This is a genomic window from Actinacidiphila sp. bgisy167 (assembly GCF_057707665.1).
The window spans coordinates 16,198-32,902 of the sequence record NZ_JBYIQP010000080.1 but is presented as its reverse complement, the minus strand read 5'-3'; the positions used below and the strand labels follow the sequence as shown (position 1 = coordinate 32,902).

Here is a 16,705-nt window from a genome sequence, read left to right as displayed (position 1 = left end):
ACCCCGATCCGGAAGACCGCCGCTCTCAAGCGGCTCTACCTCACCACGCTCGCCCTCGACCCCACCGGAAAGGGGCGCAAGCGGTGGACCAGCCGCTGGAAGGAGGCGATGAACGCGTTCGACATCGCCTTCGACGGCCGCCTCTCCGCCGAACGAGCGTGAGCCAACCAGACCCCCGAGAAACCTCTACGCCAACCGAGTGGTGAACACCACTTTCGTGATACTCCCCGCCGACGACATGGAGCCGCCCAAGGTTGTCGTGTCGGTGGCCGGGGCGGAGCGGTCGGTGGCCGACCCGAGTGGTCGGGCGGGACCGGGCTCGGGGTCGTCGGGGTCGGGCCGGGCCCCCGCACGCCGCTTCCCCGGGCGGTTCATCGGCCCGTCCCCCGGGCGCGGTGGTCGGGCCGGGACGCTGGGGAAGCCGGTGCGCTGGCTGCCGCTTCGGGGTGCTGTCGGGTTGGTCCGAGCGTCGGGCGTGCGGTGAAGACGATCACGTCTTCGTGTTGCACGACGGCGAGGGGGATGCCTTGGCGGCGGGCGTCGCGGACGTTCTTCATCTGGAAGAAGGAGGGGCGGGTGACGAGTCGGCCGTCGCGGATGCCGGCCAGGAGGGCGACGCAGCGTTCGGTGGGGATCAGGCCGGCGGTGTGGCCTGCGGCCAGGACGGCGGAGGGCAGGTCGATGAGTTCGCCGCGTTCCCGCCATGGGCGGGTGGTGACCACGACGTGGCCGCCAGGACGGAGCAGGATGCGGCACTGGGCCAGGATCTGGGTGAAGCCCTGAAGGAGGCGGTCGGTGGAGACGTGGGCGAGGTTGGCGGGGTCGCGGCTGTAGCGGAAGTCCTTCTTGACCACGCCGGGTTCGCCGGTCTCCCGACTGGAGCGGACCTGGCCGTGCACGCTCGACCCGTACGGGGGTGAAGTGACGACCAGGTCCACCGTGCCGTGGAACATGCCCGGGACGAGTTCGATCAGGCGGCGGGCGTCGCCGGTGTAGACGGTGCCCGTGCCGGGGGCGCCGTGGGTGTCGGCGTGGCGCAGGTTGCCTTCGGCCAGGCGGGCCCAGGCGGGTTCGTATTCGACGCCGAGGGCGTGGCGGCCGTGGTGGACGGCTTCGACGAGGGTGGTGCCGATGCCGCACATCGGATCCAGGACCAGGTCGCCGGGGCGGGTGTAGGTGGTGATGGCGTGGGTGGCGATGCCGGGGAGCATCTTGGCCGGGTGAGCGGCCGTGCCGGGGACGTAGCGGCCCTTGCGCTGGGCGGGGGCGGAGGTAGGGGCGGTGTTCCACACCGAGTCAGAACAGGACACCAGGGGTCTCCTCGACGGGATCGGGCAGAGGCGGGTGGGTCAGGGGTGGTGGATCGCGGTCAGGGCGATCAGGTCGCTGTGCACGACCCCGTGGTCGGCGCCCGGGGGCGGGGCGGGTTCGAGGCGGTCGTCGACGGCGCGGACGTGGGCGATGACGATGTGCTGCAGGTAGCGGAAGCCGGCGGTGCGGGAGGCGGCGATCAGCCAGCCGAGCGGGTCGGTGAGGACCCCGGCCTGGCGGCGTTGCCGTGTGGCGAGCAGGAGCAGTCCGCCGTCGGGCAGGAGGCGGTGGGCGCGGTGGAAGAAGCCGGGCCAGCCGCCGTCCACCGCGCCCGGCATCTCCCCGCCGGTCGGGGGTAGCGGGGTCGCGGGGAGGGCGTCGGGGTGGAGTTCGGCCAGCAGCACCACGGGGCCGCCGCTGGCACGCTCCGCCGCCGGTCCGGGAGCGTGTTCGATGTGGCAGGGGGTGCGGGCGTCCATGCCGAGCCCGGTATCGGTGATGCTCAGCCGCCACAGGGGCGCGGGCGGGTGGCCGGGGCGGCGGGCGAAGTCGGTACGGATCTTCTCCAGCGCCCAGCCCGGCAGAACGCGGCCAGGAGCAAGGACGCAGATATCCGCCTGCCCGGGGCCGGGCAGCCAGACCGTGGCCGGCAGGGCACTGTGCCCGGGGCGGGCGGGGCGGTGGGCGGGTGAGGGCGTGGTGGGCATGAACGACGTCGGCGCCCGGGTCGAGGAATCCGGGTCCGTCTGGTGCTGACGTGCCCTATAGGCATCCAGGGCGTCGGAATTGACATCCTGGCCGCGGATTTTCTGCCCGCCGGCAGCGTGGGGCAAGAGCGTGGTCTGCTGTAGTCGGCGGGGATGTCGCGCGGTTTGCGCAGGCCACGGGGTATGCGAGCCGGTACCGGACCACCTGCGAGCCACCTGCGCACCGCCCGTGAAGCGTCGCCTCAACGGCTGGTCGGTGTCGGCCGACCGGGTGGCTGCGCGGTCGCAAGGAGACTGGGCCGCCGCCGGAACGAGGGCGGGCCACTGCCGGGCCACCTGCAGGCCACGGCCGGGCGCCCGGGGGTTCTCTGCAGTGCCCGGCCGCCTCTGGTGGTGATCGCGTTACGGGGTCCGCTGCATGGAACGTGCTGTGTGTGGGAGGGTCGCGGCTGTGATCAATAACAGCAGCAGACGCGTCCGCGAACTCGTCCTCACGGACGGGTTGAGCCCTGCGGACGGCGTGCTCGTTCATCGCGAGGCGCTGCGTGTACTGCGTGACGGCATCAATGCGGCGCACCTCGACGCGTACTGCGACGGCGCCTGGCCGCCTGCTGTACTGCGCTCGTACGAGCGCGCGCTGGTCCTGGCCCGGGAGGCGGTGACACGGGGCACGCGCTCTCGGCGCGCCGATCCCGGGATGGGGATCGACATCGATGTCCGTGACGACGCGCAGTTCAGTGTCCTGTCAGACCTACTCCCCTACACGATTCACGCCGAAGGGTGGCGGGGTGATCAACAGATCTTCAGCGCCAGCGACTCGGGCAGCTCGCTGTGGATCGCTGTCACACAAGAACAGGAGGAACAGCTCCTGTCCCGACTCGACGTGCTGGGAATCCCGCCGACCGTGCTCACCTGCACCCGTACGGGCCGATGAAGCGCTGAATGCCGGCCGTCGTGGGAGGGGCGGCGGTAGCCGCATGGCATACGCCTCTGTTTGGCCGCCGTGCGGTATGGGGGTGGATGTCCCCGGTGGCGGGCCGCGCTCCGCGTCCGTGTTGAATGCTCCCAGTCAGGCGCCCCCGTGCGAAGGGCAAGGCCAGGACCCGGTCACGGATCTTCACGTTTTCTTCGTGTGCGAATACCGCAGCCTGGTCGGGTGCGGGGCTGCCGGTGGTTGGGGGTGGGCCGGTCGGGGGCCGTCGTACGGGGCGAGCCAGTGGGCCGGGTTCGGTCCGGGGGTCGGGCAGGTGTGACGCGGGGTCGGCCCGGGGGTGGCGCCGGCCGGTGACAGAGGTGGCGGCAGACGTTGTCCGCCTCTTCTGGCAAGGAGCCGCCATGTTCCCCTCACCCACCACCGGTCGCCCCGCCCGCGTCGATGCCAGTTCTCCGCTGATGTTGCTGGAGGAGTCGTTCCTCGCGCTCGCCAGCGCCGAGGACCCGTTGACGCTGCCCGCGCATCTGGTGTGCGCGGAGCCGGAGCAGGACGTGCTGCCGGTGGACCAGGTCCGCGCCCGCCTCGCGCATCCGGCCACCTCCCGCGAGCAGCGGGCCCGGACCTGGCAGGAGGTGGTCCGTCGGGCGCAGCGGCTGGGTGAGCCGTGGGGCACGGTGGCCGTCGGGTTGAGTGTGCCGGTGCTGCGGCGGATGCTGGCACGGCAGGTTCGCCCGGTTCATCTGGAGTGGGCGGAGCTGGAGCAGGAGGCGCTGGCCGCGGTGGCGGTTGCGGTGCAGACCGTGGACGTGGGCCGGCAGGTCGTGGACCGCGAGCTGTTCGCCGCGGCCAACCGGGCGGTGCAGCGCACCCTGCGTACTGCGCGGGTCCAGGCCAGGCACCAGAGCCGGATCGCGCTGGGTCTGTTGCCGGCCGGCTGCCCCGACCCGAGCAGCGCTCGGGATGAGGACGAGTACGCGGTCCTGGCGCGCGCGGTGCAGGCCCATGCCGTGAACGTCGCCGAAGCCCGGTTGATCGCCCGCACCCGGCTGGAGGGCGAGCCCATGCAGCGCTTGGCCGATGAGCGCGGGGTGAGTCTGCGCCAGCTGTACCGGCACCGCACCGCGGCCGAGCAGCACCTGGCTGCCTACCTGACCGGTCGGATGCGTAGCGCCTGAGCCTGCGGGTTTTCGCGTCCGTTCGGGTGAACGGATGTCAATTCCCGGTTTTCGGATGCCTATAGCGGGTGAGCGGTCGCCTCCTGGATCCGGGCCACGTACCCGGGAGGCGACTACTCCGGCGGACCCTCCGGCCCGTTGCCGGGGAGCTGCCGCGCTGGGTGGGGGTGAGCACGTCCGTCTCGTGCTGACACCAGAGTCCTCCCTTGTGTTCCCGTCGCCGATCGAGGAGGCCGGCCCCGGGCCGAGGGATCCCGTGCTCACCCCCACCCCCGGATATGCCGATGCCGCGACGGCCGGCGCGCGACGCGCCGCCTGCTGCTCCCTTCATGCCCCCTGTTGGTTTCTGCTGTTGGAGGTCGCCGTCATGCTCGCCCGACTTCGCCGCTCGCGGCGGCCGCCGGTCGGAGCCGCCCGATGGGTGGTCCGGATCGGCTTCACCGCCGCCCTCGCGGGCTGTGTGCTGTTTTCGGGTCCGCCGGCCGGATGGGCGGTAGCGGACATCCCGACCGTGATCGCGAATCTGCGGAACTACGTGGTCGGCCTGCTGGCCGGGCTGGCCACGTTGTTCCTGACCTTCGGCGGGCTGCGCTATCTGATGGCCGGGGGCGATCCCGGGGAGGTGGAGGCGGCCAAGCGGGCGTTGAAGGCCGCGGCAATCGGTTACGGTCTGGCCGTCCTCGCCCCGGTGGTCGTCACAGTGCTCCAGGGCATCGTCGGCACCGGCGGCAGGGGCGGCCGGTGATCCGCCCCGGCGCGCTGGTGCTGCTGGCCGTCCTCGCGGTGGCGCCGGTGATCGTATCGGCGCCGGTCGCGTATGCGGCGGGCGGGACGGCATTCGCGCCTGCGGCGCCGGATCCCCCCGAGCCCACACCGCAGCCAAGGCCCGGCCCGGGCCCCACCGCCCGGCCGTCTGCGGGTTCGGATTCGGGTCCGAGGCCGCATCCGAGCCCCGGCCCGTCTCCAATCCCGGACCGCCCGGTGCACGAACGGGAGCGTCCGCCGGTGCGGGAACCGTCGCCGGGGTTGATGCCGCCGGCGTGCGAGGCGGACGGCGATTCGGGCGACTGCACCACCACCGACAACGGTGTGGGGTTCTTCGACCTTCCCGGGATGGTCGTGAACGCGATCACGTCGTTCCTCGGCACACTGCTGGAGCAGGTCATGAAGCCGGTGCGGGAGTTCCTCGCCGACACTCTGCTGGCCACCCCGGACGTCACGCAGCAGGCCGACATCAAACGGCTGTGGACGGCGATGCTGGGCCTTACCGCCGGGGTCTACGTGCTCTTCGTGACCGCGGGCGGCATCACGGTCATGGGATACGAGACCGTCCAGACCCGCTACGCACTGCAACAGATCGCGCCCCGTCTGCTGTTCGGCATGGTCGCCTCCGCCGGCTCGCTGACGGTGATGGGCAAGGCGATCAACTTGTCCAACGCTCTTGCTCACGCGGTCATGGCCACCGGTATGCAGGACGCGGGCAAGGGCATGGTCGAGCAGGTCCTACCGTTCGCGTTGTTTGGCGTGTCCGGGCTGAAACTGTATCTGGTGGTCCTGGCCACGGTGATGGTCTGCCTGATCGTAGCGGTGCTGATCGGGTTCCTGGTGCGGGCCGCGGTGATGGCGCTGCTGGCGGTGGCCGCTCCGCTGATGCTGGCGTGCCATGCGCATCCGCTCACCGATCCGGTGGCCCGGCTGTGGTGGCGTGCGCTGGGCGGGTGCCTGGCCATCCAGATCGCGCAGTCGATGACGTTCGTGCTGGGGTTGAAGCTGTACTTCGCGCCCGGCGCAACGCTGCTGGGTGTGCCGAAGGCAGGCCAGTTGGGGACGCTGCTGGCCGGGGTCGCCTTGTTCTGGGTGCTGTTCAAGATCCCCGGCTGGACGCTGCAACTCGTGCTGCGCGGCACGCCGATGCACAACCCGCACGCTCCCCGGATGCTGAAGCAGCTGGCGATGTACCGGCTGATGGACCGCTACATGCCCGGCATGCGCCGACTACGCGGCGGCCGCGGCCCGGGCGGTGGGGGTTCGGGGCTGCTGGGCCGGGGCGGACCGCTCGGCGGGGGCGGCGGTCGCCGCCCGCCTGGGGGCGGACCCGGGCGGGGGCTGGGTGGGGGTGTGCGGGGCAGGGGGCGGGCGTTGCTGGCCCGCGGCCGTGCCGTCCTCGCCCGCGTGGGCGGACGCCCGGGGGCCGCGAGCCGTCCGGCCGGCCCGTCTCCCGGCCGGGGCGGGGCCGCGCCCGCTGCTGCCGGTTCGTCGAGAGGTCCTCGTGCCGTGATCCATCCCGCTCGGGCCCGCCGTGCCCAACAGCTGGCCCTGCCCATCGGAGTCCGACGCACCCCGGCGCGGCCGGGTCGGGCGACGCAGTTGTGGCTGCCGATCCCCGCCGAACGCGTCCCCGCCCGCACCACGAGGTCCAGGTCCCGCGCCACGTCCGCCGGACCAGCACCGGCAGTGGGCGGTGCGGGGCAGAAGCCGCGGGGGCGGCAGTTGGCTCTTCCGATTCCGACGCGCCGGGTCCGCATCCGGCCACCGCGCCCAATGCAGCTGCGACTGCCCCTCGAACCACCCCGGAGGTAACCCTTCATGGACCCGTCCGACGAGACCGTCAACACCCTCTACGCGACCCGTATCCCGGCCGATATCTCCCGCCCGGACCGGCTGCTGGGGCCGTTCACCGCCCGGCAGTGCACGCTGCTCGCCACCGCCGCAGCCGTGCTGTACGGGGTGTGGTGGGCCACGCGCCCGTTCCTGGCGCCGCTGGGGTTCGCGGCCCTGGTGGTGCCGATCGCGGGTGCGGTCGCCGCTCTGGTCCTCGGGCGCAGGGAGGGCGTCGGCCTGGACCGCTTCGCGCTCGCCGCCCTGGCCCACGCGCGCACACGCGGGCGGCGCGTCCACGCCCCAAACGGCGTTCCGCCGCTGCCCGAGATCGTCCCCGCTCGTTGGGCGAAGACCGCAGGCCCGCAGCCGACTGCCATGGACATGCCGTATGCGGGGATCAGCCCGGGCGGGGTGCTGGATCTGCGCGGGGCGGGCACTGCGGCGTTGGCGACGTGCTCGACGGTGAATTTCGAGTTGCGGTCGCCCGGCGAACAGCAGGCCCTGACCGCGGGGTTCGCGCGGTGGCTGAACTCGCTGACCGGGCCTGCCCAGGTGCTGGTGCGCTGCCACCGCATCGACCTCGCTCCGCTCGCCGAAGGGCTGCAGCAGGATGCGGCGGGGTTGCCGCACCCGGCGCTGGAGCAGGCCGCGCGGGCCCATGCCGTCTTCCTCGCCGATCTCGCCGCCACCGGGGCGCTGATCGGCCGGCAGATCGTGCTCGTCGCCCGCGAGTACCCGGTTGCCCACGGCCGCAGAGGCAGTCAGGGGCGGGTGGTGCAGCGGATCGACGAGGCCGCCCGCACCCTGGCCGGGGCCGAGCTCGCCGTCACCCCGCTGGACGGCGAGCAGGCCGCGCAGCTGATCACCGCCGCCTGCAACCCCGACACCCTCACCCCACCCGCCGTCACCGCTGGAGGCGAACCGTCGTGAACCCGCTGCCCTTCACCACCCGCCACCCCAGCAACGCCGCGCTCATGGTGGACGGCGCAGAGCTGCTGGACGTGGCGGGGCCTGAGTCGGTCGACGTCCGCGCCCGCGCCATCGGGGTCGGCGGGCAGTTGGCCACCACGCTGGTCGTCACCGGCTACCCGGCCGAGGTCACCGCCGGGTGGCTCGCGCCGCTGCTGGACTACCCGGGCCACCTCGACGTCGCTCTGCACATCGAGCCCGTCCCCAGCCCGGTGGCCGCCGCTGGGCTGAAGAAGCAGCGCGCCCGCCTGGAATCCGGGCGGCGCGCCGGTTTCGACAAGGGCCGCCTGGACGACCCCGAGATGGAGGCCGCCGCCGCGGACGCCGCCGACCTCGCCTATCGCATCGCCCGCGGCGAGGGGAAACTCTTCCACGTCGCGCTGTATCTGACCGTGCATGCGAGCGACGAGGACGCCCTTGCCGAAGAAGCCGCAGCTGTGCAGGCGGTCGCCGAGTCGCTGCTGATGACGGTGTCCCCCACCACCTACCGGGCCCTGCCCGGCTGGCTCGCCACCCTGCCGCTGGGCATCGACACCCTGCGGGTTCGGCGCACCTTCGACACCGCCGCGCTCGCCACGTGCTTCCCGTTCACCAGCCCCGACCTGCCCCTGGCCAGCGCAGACGACGGCGGCGTGTGCGGGGTGCTGTACGGGCTGAACACCGTCTCGGGGGCGCCGGTGGTGTGGGACCGGTTCGCGCAGGACAACTACAACTCGATCACACTGGCCCGCTCCGGGGCCGGCAAGTCCTACCTGGCCAAACAAGAACTGCTGCGGCTGCTGTTCACCGGCGTCACCGCCTCGGTCATCGACCCGGAAGACGAATACGTCCGCCTGGCCGGCCTGGTCGGCGGCACCGTCCTCGCGCTCGGCGCCGACGGTGTCCGCCTCAACCCCTTCGACCTCCCGCACACGACCGACACCGACGAGGATGTGCTGACGCGGCGCGTGCTGTTCCTGCACACCTTCCTGGCGGTGCTGCTCGGTGAAGAGCCGTCCGCCGGGGAGAAGGCCGTGCTGGACCGGGCGGTCCTCACCGTCTACGAGCGGGCGGGGATCACCGCCGACCCGCGGACCTGGCGCCGCATCCCGCCGACGCTCGGCGACCTCGCGACCGTGCTGGCCGAGGCCGAGGACGAGGGCGGCTCGGGTGCGGGGCTGGCCGAGCGGCTCACCCCGTATGTCAGCGGCTCCCACGCCGCCTTGTTCAACGGGCCGAGCACCACCGATACCGCGGGCCATCTGGTGGTGTTCGCGTTGCGCCGGTTGCCCGAGGAGGTGAAAGCGCCGGCGATGCTGCTCGCGCTGGACGCGATCTGGCGCCAGGCTACCTCCCACCCCTCGGGGCAGGGGCGGCATCTGGTCGTGGTCGACGAGGCGTGGCTGCTGATGCGCGACGGGGCTGGTGCCGGGTTCCTGTTCCGGATGGCCAAGGCCGCACGGAAGTACTGGACGGGGCTGGCCGTGATCACCCAGGACGCCGACGACGTCCTCGCCTCCCCGCTGGGGCGGGCGATCGTCTCCAACGCCGCCACCCAGGTCCTGCTGCGGCAGGCCCCGCAGGCCATCGACACCATCACCGAGAATTTCCACCTCTGCCACGGCGAGCGGGAGTTCCTGCTGACCGCGACCCGCGGCGAAGCCCTGCTGCTGACCGGGGACCGCCGCCACAAGGTCGCCTTCATGAGCATCGCCGCCCCCGGCGAACACGAGGTCGTCACCACCGACCCGGGCGAACTCGCTACCCGCACCCCCCACACCGACGAACTCGACACCGACGAACTCGACGGCGTTGGCGACGAGGAGGAGGCGACGTGGGGAGCGTGACCGGCCACCGGGGCGGGCCGCTGGAGGAGTTCCTCACCGACCCCGGCAGCTTCTGGACTACCACCAGCAGAGCGGCTCTGGCCTGGCTCGGCGCGCACGCACCCGTCCTCGGCCCCTGCACCGCAGTGGTCGCCGTCGGCGGCCTGGTCGGGCGGCGTCTGCTGCACCGGTGGCAGCAACAACGCCTGGCCCACGGCGCCCGCCTGGTCGAAATCCTCGCCCCGCCGGTCGTCGCTCCCCGGGGTGGGGAAGTCCTGTGGGCGCAACTGTCCGGGCTGCTGCGGCCCTGGTGGCGCAGGATCACCACCGGGCAGCCGCACCTCGGCTTCGAATACACCTGGTCGCCGACCGGGCTGCGCATCGCCGTATGGGTACCCGGGAGTGTGCCGCTGGATCTGGTACGGCGGGCGGTGGAGGCCGCCTGGCCCGGCGCCCACACCCGCATCACCACCCCCGCCCCACTCCTGCCACCCGGCCACCTCCGCACAGCGGGCCGGCTGCGCCCGGCCCGCCCGGCGGTGCTGCCGCTGCGCAGCGACCACCCCGCAGACCCGTTGCGGGCGCTGCTGCAGGCCGCCACCGGCATGAGCGAGGCCGAGTCCGGGTGCGTGCAAATCCTCGCCCGCCCCGCCACCGGCACGGCGCTGCGCCGCGCCCGCCGCCAGGCCCGGCGCCTGAAGGCCGGGCACACGCCCGCCCGGCTCCCCGCCCTGGCAGCCCTGCTCCTCCACCGTCCCCAGGGCGCCGCCACCAGCCGGCAGGACCCCGAACACGGAGCGGCCGTACGGCAATCCGCCGTCAAACTCGTCGGACCGCAGTGGCAGTGCTCCCTCGCCTACGCCGCCACCTGCTCCCCCAAGGCGGAGCGGGCGGTGGATGTGGGGCGGGGCCGGGCCCACGCGCTCGCCTCCGCGTTCGGCCTGTACGCCGACCGCAACCACCTCATCCGCACCCGGCTGCCGCACCCTGAATCCCTCCTGAACGAGCGGTGGTTCCCCGTGCGGGCGGCGTTGCTGTCGGTGCCGGAGCTGGCCGCGCTCGCCCACATCCCCCACGACCCGGACGCCCCCGGCCTGCGCCGCGCCGGCGCCCGCTCCGTCCTCCCACCCCCCACTGTGCCCGAACCCACCCCCGGAAACGGCGTCAAGCCGCTGGGCCGTTCGGATGCCGGAGCCCGCCGCGGCGTCGGGGTCCACGTCACGGACGCCCGGCACCACCTGCACGTCATGGGCGCCACCGGCTCCGGCAAGTCCACCCTGATCGCCAACCTCGTCCTGGACGACGTACGCCACCACCGCGGCGTCATCGTCATCGACCCCAAAGGCGACCTCGTCACCGACCTCCTCCAGCGCCTGCCCGACACGTGCGCCGACCGGCTGGTCCTCATCGACCCCGACGACCCGCACACCCCGCCCTGCCTGAACGTCCTCGACGGCGCCGACATCGACGTCGTCGTCGACAACCTCACCGGCATCTTCCGCCGGATCTTCACCGCGTTCTGGGGACCGCGCACCGACGACGTGATGCGCGCCGCCTGCCTGACCCTCCTCAAACACCGCGACCGCACCCGCCAACTCGTCACCCTCGCCGACGTACCCCGCCTCCTCGGCGAACCCTCTTACCGGCTCCGCATCGTCCCCGCCCTCAAAGACCCCGTACTGCGGGGATTCTGGGCCTGGTACGAGTCGATGTCCGAACCCTCCCGGGCGGCCGTGATCGGCCCGGTCATGAACAAACTCCGCGCGTTCCTGCTGAGGGACTTCGCCCGCCGCGCCATCTCCGCCGGCCCCTCCACCTTCGACCTCGCCCAGATCCTCGACGGCGGAATCCTCCTCGCCCGCCTCCCCAAAGGCTCCCTCGGCGAAGAAACCGCCCGCCTGCTCGGCTCGTTCATCGTCGCCGGCACCTGGCAGGCCGCAGCCGCCCGCGCCCGTACCCCCGAACGCGACCGGATCGACGCCACCCTCAGCATCGACGAGGCTCACAACTTCCTCACCCTGCCGTATCCGCTGGAGGACATGCTCGCCGAGGCCCGCGGCTACCGCCTGTCGATGCTGCTCGCCCACCAGCACCTCGCCCAGCTTCCCCGCGACCTGCGCGAAGGGATCTCCGCCAACGCCCGCAACAAGGTCTTCTTCAACGCCTCCCCCGAAGACGCCACCGCCCTCGAACGTCACACCCTGCCCACCCTGGCCGGCCACGACCTCGCGCACCTCGGCCCCTACCAGGCCGCCGCCCACCTCCTGACCGGCGGCGCCGAATCCGCCGCCTTCACCCTCACCACCCGTCCCCTCCCCACCGCGGTGCCCGGGCGGGCCGCCGACCTGCGCGCCGCAGCCGCCGCCCGCACCGGTCCCCGACCAGCCACCCGCTGAACCGCCCCGGCCCCGGTCTCCCCTTGGTCGGACCGGCCCGCCTTGACCCGCCGGGTCACGCCGCGCGCTTTTCGAGCCCGCTCCGGACAACTCCCGCCGCGCCAGGGCTCCGGCCTGGTCCTGCCCTGTCCGTACGCTCTCTCGTCTTCGGTGGTGACCTCCTTCATGTCCGCACTGCCCCGCCCCGCCCACGGCCCCGGCTCCCGCTACACCGCCCGCGCCGCCACCACCCGCCCCCGACCCGCCGCCCGGCACACCGACATCGCGGCGCTCAGCCGTATCCTGACCGGCCGCGACCTGTGGCTGACCCGGATGCTCCACGAACACCGCGTCCTGACCACCCCCCAGATCGCCTCCCTCGCCTTCACCTCCCTGCGCTCCGCGCAACGCCGCCTGCGCACGCTGCACCAGCACGCCGTCCTGGACTCCTTCCGCCCCCTCACCTCCACTGGCTCCGCCCCCGAGCACTACACCCTCGGCCCCGCCGGCGCTGCGCTGCTGGCCGCCCACGCCGGCTGCGACCTGGCCGGGCTCGGCTGGCGCCCCAGCCACACCGGCCGCATCGCCTACTCCCCTACCCTTGGCCACGACCTCGGCGTCAACGACCTCCTCACCCGCCTCGCCACCCAAGCCCGCACCACCCCCGGCACCGGGCTGTCGTTGTGGTTGTCCGAACGCTCCTGCGCCCGCCGCTGGGGCGACATCATCCGCCCCGACGCCTACGCCCACCTCCACGCCGGCGGCCGTCTGCTGCCGTTCTTCCTCGAATACGACACCGGCACCGAACCCGCCACCCGCGTCGAAGCCAAACTGGCCGGCTACGCCGCCTTCACCGCCGCCACCGGCACCCGCCCCGCCCTCCTCCTCCACACCCGCACCGCCTCCCGCGACCGCACCCTGCGCCAACGCCTCGCCGGCACCGCCCGCGAACTCGGCCTGACCATCGCCACCGCCTCCGCCGACTACACCACCACCGACCCCCTCGGACCGTGGTGGAGCCCCCTGCCACCCGGCGACAGCCGCCGCACCGCCCTCGCCCACCTCGCCGCCCGTCCCGGCCTCACCCCCGCCACCGGCCTGGACCCCACCGACGCCGACACCCCCCTCACCCTCCCCGTCCCACCGCTGCCGCCCGCATCCCAGGCCGGACCGTGACCTCGACCGCCACCAAGACCGCCGTCGGCGCTGGCTGCGCCCTCCTCGCCCTGCCCCTTTTCGCTGCCCTCACCGCCGCGGCGCTCCTGGGCGCCGTCCTGCCCGGTGCAGGCGGCCTGGCGGCCGCCCCCAGCGGACGAGCGCTCGCCGACATCCCCCCGCGCATGCTGGCCCTCTACCAAAGTGCAGCCTTCGAATGCCCCGGCCTGTCCTGGACCGTGCTCGCGGCCATCGGCAAGGTCGAGTCCGACCACGGCCGTCACCCCACCATGATTTCCAGCGCCGGGGCCGTCGGCCCGATGCAGTTCCTCCCGGCCACGTTCGCCGCGTACGCGCACCCGGTCCCGCCCGGCGGACGGACCCCGCCCACCCCGTGGGACCCGGTCGACGCCGTCCACGCCGCCGCCCGGCTGCTGTGCGCGAACGGCGCCCGGCACGGCCGGAATCTGCGCCGCGCCGTCTGGCACTACAACCACTCCGGGGCCTACGTCGACCAGGTTCTCGCCACCGCCCACCGCTACGCCGCCACCCTCCCACCGGCGGCCGCGCCCACCCTGGCGGCCGGGCGGGCGGTCGCCTTCGCCCGCGCCCAGCTCGGCACCCCGTACGTCTGGGGAGGCGACGGCCCCGCCGAAGGCGGCTTCGACTGCTCCGGCCTCACCAAAGCCGCCTATCGCGCCGCCAGCATCACCCTCCCCCGCACCGCCCAAACCCAATACGACGCCGGCCCCCGCCTCCCCCGCGGCGCGGCCCTCGCCCCCGGAGACCTCCTCTTCTACGGCACCAGCCCCCGCACCATCACCCACGTCGCCCTCTACACCGGCCGAGGCCACGCCATCGACGCACCCCGCCCCGGAGCCGTCGTCCGCCAGGCCCCCGCCCGCCTCCACGGCCCCGACTACCGAGGCGCCACCCGCCCCACCGCCGCGCATACTCGCGGAGGCGATCGCCCATGAGACAGCAGCAGATCGCCGCGCGCGAAGCCATCGTCCTGCTGCGCACCATGACCCGCGTCCTGTGTGTCGTCGGCGTCATGGCCCTGGCCTTCACCACCGTGAACGTCACCCGATTCGCAACCAGTCGGGGAGTTCCCTGGCCGATCGCGGCCCTCCTCGACCCGATGCTTGCCACCGCCCTGGCCGGGGTTCTGTTCGCCGACGCACGCCTGGCCTCCTGGGGCATCCGCCCACCCGCCTGGTCCACCGCCCTGCGCTGGAGTGCCGGAAGCACCGCCGCCCTGATGAACACCTGGGAAAGTCTCTGGCCCGACCGGCAGATCGGCTGGCCCCACCACGCCGACCCCGCAGCCGTCCTCCTCCACCTCACCCCCGCCCTGCTCCTGATCGCTCTCACCGAGACGATCGCCGCCTACCGGCGTACCATCAGCACGCTCAGCGACACGATCGGCCCCACCGAACCCCCAGCTCACGGCCCCGAACCGGCCCTCCAAGACCAACCGCCGGCCCTCGCCCGCGAAGGAGCCGACACCGTTCCCGACGAAACCCGCACCGGTGACGCAACCGACCACCGCGCGCACGCGCAGATCGACGTCGGCCAGCCAGACGGCGACGTGTGGCCGCGAGCTGTGGGCCTGGACGACGCATCCCGCGCCACGACCGGCAAACCCGTCAGCATCTGGAAGCTCCGTACCGAACTGCGGATCGGCCCCCACCGCGCCCAGCAGATCCACGATCGGCTCCGCGCCCGGCACAACGTCCGGACCCCGCCTGCAACCGACTGACAGCCCCCGGCGGCACCGAACCTGGCCAACCGGTCCGTGCCACGGCGCCGATCGGCATGCAGCCGGTCCCGGTCGGCCACAACACCCCTGGTGAACCGCGCCGATTCGAAACCGATCGAGCCGCTTGACTTGCTCCCCCAAGCAGAGCGTCCATGGTCGTGGCCGACGACGCCGCGGAACCGGCGAACGCCCCCGCCCGCGTCATGGCCACGCTCGCCCGGGACACAACGCGATGCGCACGCGCCCGGCAAGCACCCGCGGCCCCGCCCCCACACGGGACCGCACCCCGGCCGGGGAACCTCAACCACTCCGCTCCGTCTCGCAATCGAGGCTCCCATGTCCAACACGCACACCGGCAGCACCCGCGCGCTGCACGCCGTCCCCGAACGTGAAGCGGCGACCCGGCTCACCGGTGCGACCGCCACCGCCTACGCCAAGCTCACCGGCCTCACCGGCCACGACGCCGACGTCACCGTGACCGTCACCGAGCTCACCCTCGCCTCCGGCCTGGCCACCTCCACTACCTCCAAGGCCCTCGCCACCCTCGAACAAGGCGGACTCGCCGTCCGCACCCCCGGCGGCTACAGCAGCAGCGGCGGCCGCATCCCCGACCGCTGGCGCACCACAACCCCGGGCGACACCAGCAACCCGACCGACCACAACACCCCCGACCCCGGCACGGAACCCGCAGAAGCCGCCATCGAAAAAACCGGCCCGGAGGAGGACGCCCTGACGACTGAGGCATCCCCCGCCGAACCCGCGGACAACGAACCGGACGACGACGGGGCCGCCGGACAGAACGACAGCGAACACTCCGGCGATGAGTTCGCACCCGCACCACAGGCAGAGCCGAAGCCGCCCGCGGCACCGGCGGTACCCATCGCCCTCCCCGGCGGCAAGCAACGCCTCGCCCCCGGAGCGCTGCGGCAGCTGGTCCTCGACCACCTCACCACCCACCCCGGCGAAGCGTTCACCGCCACCCACATCAGCCGCGTTATCGAGAAATCCTCCGGAGCCATCGCCAACTGCCTCGACAAACTCGTCTCCCAAGGCATCGCCGAACAGGTCACCGACCGACCCCGCACCTACCGGCTCACCCCGCCGAAGAATAACGGCGCCTGACACACACCGGCTTCTTGCAGTGAACCAAACCGGCCCCCGGGAGTCCCGGGGGCGGCAAGCCCTGACGTCATTCCGATGCGCAGAGGCTGAACCCGGGCGCAGGAAACCCGTGGGACATGGCCAGTGGCCATTCACTACTGTCGCCCTGAGAAAGGACGTGGGCATGGCACTGGTGAAGAAGGGGTCGCGGCGCATCACCGTCGACCGCATCACCTACCGATGGAGGCTTCGTGGAAGGCCCACCTACGACCAGGGACTGGTCTGGTCGCCCCTAACCTATGCGGTCGAACACGCCGAGACTCCCGGCACCACACTGGTGATCACGACCAACCAGCCGCACCCAAGCAACTGGTTCGGCAGACAGGCCAACCCTGTCCTGCCTTCCGACGTTGCTGACAGCATTCGCACCGCCCGCGCCAACGGGTGTACTCCCCTGAGCTCCGGCTCTCCATTTCATCTCGACCAGTCGGAGGGCTTCGTCTCCTCCCCCTGACTCGCCCCGCGCAGAAGGACTCACCGACCGCGTGATCGGTGAGTCCTTCTACTTTCCGCTCCCCACTCGGGCGCGTCCCAATGCGTCGGGTCGACGATCCGCGCCCCGCGTCCGATCGCGCGAGGGTGGACGGCCAGCAGGCTGCTGCCTTCGCTGTCCGGGACGGTCGCGTGCAGGGTGACAGTAGCCGCGGACGCGCGGATCTCCACCAGCTGCCGATGGCGGACCCTGCGGGTCGGGACCGAGTAGAGGCTGGAGTCGAAGGCAGGCAGTCCTTGCCGACGTGCCGCAGATGC

The 16,705-nt window shown here is 72.8% G+C and carries 15 protein-coding genes and 1 pseudogene; 13 read left to right on the top strand and 3 right to left on the bottom strand.

What is annotated here, in order from left to right:
* Positions 1 to 162: pseudogene (locus AC3ET4_RS25025) on the top strand (IS256 family transposase); the annotation flags it as partial.
* Positions 163 to 371: 209 nt separating this feature from the next.
* On the opposite strand, the gene AC3ET4_RS25020 reads toward AC3ET4_RS25025, so the two are convergent.
* Together AC3ET4_RS25020 and AC3ET4_RS25015 are read right to left on the bottom strand one after the other, a co-directional pair.
* Positions 372 to 1,310, bottom strand: coding sequence for a TRM11 family SAM-dependent methyltransferase (locus AC3ET4_RS25020; protein WP_431953126.1), 939 nt, complete (start codon positions 1,308 to 1,310; stop codon positions 372 to 374).
* A gap of 39 nt (positions 1,311 to 1,349) precedes the next feature.
* The gene (locus AC3ET4_RS25015) at positions 1,350 to 2,018 is read right to left on the bottom strand and encodes a hypothetical protein (RefSeq protein ID WP_431953124.1); all 669 of its coding nucleotides are present in this window, start codon (positions 2,016 to 2,018) and stop codon (positions 1,350 to 1,352) included.
* A gap of 451 nt (positions 2,019 to 2,469) precedes the next feature.
* Here AC3ET4_RS25015 and AC3ET4_RS25010 point away from each other — a divergent pair, with 451 nt between their 5' ends.
* From AC3ET4_RS25010 to AC3ET4_RS24955, 12 genes are all read left to right on the top strand, one after another.
* Complete coding sequence (locus AC3ET4_RS25010) at positions 2,470 to 2,952, top strand: hypothetical protein (RefSeq protein WP_431953122.1); 483 nt, start codon at positions 2,470 to 2,472, stop codon at positions 2,950 to 2,952.
* 401 nt (positions 2,953 to 3,353) lie between these two features.
* The gene (locus AC3ET4_RS25005; protein WP_431953120.1) at positions 3,354 to 4,127 is read left to right on the top strand and encodes a hypothetical protein; all 774 of its coding nucleotides are present in this window, start codon (positions 3,354 to 3,356) and stop codon (positions 4,125 to 4,127) included.
* A 367-nt stretch (positions 4,128 to 4,494) separates the two neighbouring features.
* Entirely contained in the window at positions 4,495 to 4,872 is a 378-nt protein-coding gene (locus AC3ET4_RS25000; protein WP_431953118.1) for a pilin, read from the top strand.
* Between the two features lie 260 nt (positions 4,873 to 5,132).
* The gene (locus AC3ET4_RS24995) at positions 5,133 to 6,707 is read left to right on the top strand and encodes a TrbL/VirB6 family protein (protein ID WP_431953116.1); all 1,575 of its coding nucleotides are present in this window, start codon (positions 5,133 to 5,135) and stop codon (positions 6,705 to 6,707) included.
* A 6-nt stretch (positions 6,708 to 6,713) separates the two neighbouring features.
* Positions 6,714 to 7,658 (top strand): PrgI family protein, encoded by a 945-nt coding sequence (locus AC3ET4_RS24990; protein WP_431953114.1) that lies wholly within the window; start codon positions 6,714 to 6,716, stop codon positions 7,656 to 7,658.
* A 44-nt stretch (positions 7,659 to 7,702) separates the two neighbouring features.
* Complete coding sequence (locus tag AC3ET4_RS24985) at positions 7,703 to 9,523, top strand: VirB4 family type IV secretion system protein (protein WP_431953132.1); 1,821 nt, start codon at positions 7,703 to 7,705, stop codon at positions 9,521 to 9,523.
* Positions 9,511 to 11,898, top strand: a complete 2,388-nt coding sequence (locus tag AC3ET4_RS24980) for a helicase HerA domain-containing protein (protein ID WP_431953112.1) — start codon at positions 9,511 to 9,513, stop codon at positions 11,896 to 11,898. Before AC3ET4_RS24985 ends, AC3ET4_RS24980 begins: the two co-directional genes overlap by 13 nt.
* Before the next feature lie 165 nt (positions 11,899 to 12,063).
* The gene (locus AC3ET4_RS24975; protein ID WP_431953110.1) at positions 12,064 to 13,053 is read left to right on the top strand and encodes a replication-relaxation family protein; all 990 of its coding nucleotides are present in this window, start codon (positions 12,064 to 12,066) and stop codon (positions 13,051 to 13,053) included.
* Positions 13,050 to 14,009 (top strand): C40 family peptidase, encoded by a 960-nt coding sequence (locus AC3ET4_RS24970; RefSeq protein ID WP_431953108.1) that lies wholly within the window; start codon positions 13,050 to 13,052, stop codon positions 14,007 to 14,009. Before AC3ET4_RS24975 ends, AC3ET4_RS24970 begins: the two co-directional genes overlap by 4 nt.
* Complete coding sequence (locus AC3ET4_RS24965; protein WP_431953106.1) at positions 14,006 to 14,794, top strand: extensin; 789 nt, start codon at positions 14,006 to 14,008, stop codon at positions 14,792 to 14,794. Before AC3ET4_RS24970 ends, AC3ET4_RS24965 begins: the two co-directional genes overlap by 4 nt.
* 336 nt (positions 14,795 to 15,130) lie before the next feature.
* On the top strand, positions 15,131 to 15,916 hold the full coding sequence (locus AC3ET4_RS24960; RefSeq protein ID WP_431953104.1) for a hypothetical protein: 786 nt from the start codon (positions 15,131 to 15,133) through the stop codon (positions 15,914 to 15,916).
* 163 nt (positions 15,917 to 16,079) lie between these two features.
* Positions 16,080 to 16,409 carry a hypothetical protein gene (locus tag AC3ET4_RS24955; protein ID WP_431953102.1) on the top strand — a complete coding sequence of 110 codons (330 nt, stop codon included), beginning with the start codon at positions 16,080 to 16,082 and terminating at the stop codon, positions 16,407 to 16,409.
* A gap of 20 nt (positions 16,410 to 16,429) precedes the next feature.
* On the opposite strand, the gene AC3ET4_RS24950 is transcribed toward AC3ET4_RS24955, so the two are convergent.
* A complete protein-coding gene (locus AC3ET4_RS24950) occupies positions 16,430 to 16,681 on the bottom strand; it encodes a Mu transposase domain-containing protein (RefSeq protein ID WP_431953130.1) in 252 nt (83 codons plus the stop codon).
* Between the last annotated feature and the right edge of the window lie 24 nt (positions 16,682 to 16,705).